Source organism: Vibrio sp. 1288 (assembly GCF_033344475.1).
Genome location: NZ_JAWPOX010000089.1, coordinates 1 through 1,524 on the forward strand (window position 1 = coordinate 1; position 1,524 = coordinate 1,524).

Consider the following 1,524-nt stretch of genomic DNA (forward strand, 5'->3'; position numbering starts at 1 on the left):
AATATTATTTGTGATGTTTATCCTCAAATTAAGTGGTATCCAAGCGCAGCGATTCAAGGACAACTTTCCAGATGCACTAAACATATTGTCGGGTGCACTCTCTTCGGGACAAAGTATTGTTCATGCCTTCGAATACGTTGGAACTCAGCTTGATAATGAAGTTGGCGAAGAGTTCAAAAAGATGTCAGAACGACTTCTGATTGGTGAAGACCCAGACGATGTATTGGCACGAAGTGCAGCTTCGTTTCCTTACGTTGAGTACTTTTTCTTTGCCGCAACAATTCGAATCAACTTGAGTCGAGGTGGGCAGCTAAAAGACGTGATTAACCGCATCAACCGAATCATGTTTGAAGCGAGGGCAATCGAGAAAAAGAAAAATGCGTTGACGTCGGAAGCGCGTGCATCAGCAAAAATCATCGCGGCGTTGCCAGTTATCTTTATCATGATTTTGAAAGTGACCAGCCCGGAAAACTATAACTTCGTAATGTTTGAAGAAGGGGGAAAACCCATCTTTTATTATGTCTTGGTTAGTGAAGCTATTGGGTTTTTCTTTATCTACATGATATTAAGAGGAGTTAGGTAATGGTTGATATTAAGTTAATCTTCTTAGCGCTCGGTTTAATTATCTCGTTATCTGCCGCGTATTACTCGTTAAAGGTGTTTGATAAAACCAAAGCAAATATTTCAACAAAAAAGATTATTGATTCAACCCAAGAAAAAACGCCTTTTGTTGACAAATTATCGTTACATCTTTCTCGATTATCTTTTAATAAAGAAGAAACAAAAAATAATTTGGTTAGAGCAGGTATTCATAGCGAGTTTATTGCTCAAGCCTATTATTTATTGAAAATTATACCCTTGGTTTTTTGTTTAGCGTTTATTGGCTACTCTTACATTCAAGGAGAGATGGAGTTTTCCTCCGCGTTTATTTCATTCTCGCTTTCTATGCTTGTTTGTTTGATCGCGCCGGATATGTATATCTCATCGCGAGGGAATGCAAACGTGCGACATGTAAGTAGTCGGCTGCCTTTCTTACTGGATTTGATGAACGTTTGTGTACACACGGGGATGACGTTAGAAGCAAGCTTGGATTACTTGTCGAACGAGCTAAAAACGGTCGATGAAAACCTTGCTTATGTCGTTAAGAAAACGTCAGAACGGGCCAAAATTGTTGGGTTAGACCGAGCTCTCACCGAGTTTTACGACTTAGTCCCAACGACGGAAGCACAAAGCTTCGTCATGACGCTTACTCAAAGCTTAAAGTACGGGTCATCCGTGGGTGCAGTGTTAGCCTCTCTTGCTTCTGATATTCGAGAAATAAACATGCTCGAACTGGAAGAGAAAATCGGCAAGATGGGGGCAAAAATGTCGATCCCAATGATCGCTTTTATCATGATTCCTATTGTTGTTCTAATCGCAGCGCCAGGGATAATGAGGATGCTAGGATAATGAATATAAAAAACTATTTCTCTCTTTTGGTGTTACTTTTTTTAAGTGGTTGTTCAAATATCAATCAAGAATTAG

General features: G+C 39.6%; 2 protein-coding genes. Both read left to right on the top strand.

Annotation, left to right across the window (positions count from 1 at the left end; translation table 11 throughout):
• On the top strand, positions 1 to 583 hold a 583-nt coding region (locus R8O11_RS24790), incomplete at its 5' end, for a type II secretion system F family protein (protein WP_318194553.1).
• On the top strand, positions 583 to 1,449 hold the full coding sequence (locus R8O11_RS24795; protein ID WP_005481282.1) for a type II secretion system F family protein: 867 nt from the start codon (positions 583 to 585) through the stop codon (positions 1,447 to 1,449). The genes R8O11_RS24790 and R8O11_RS24795, both read left to right, overlap by 1 nt.
• The last annotated feature ends 75 nt before the right edge of the window (positions 1,450 to 1,524 follow it).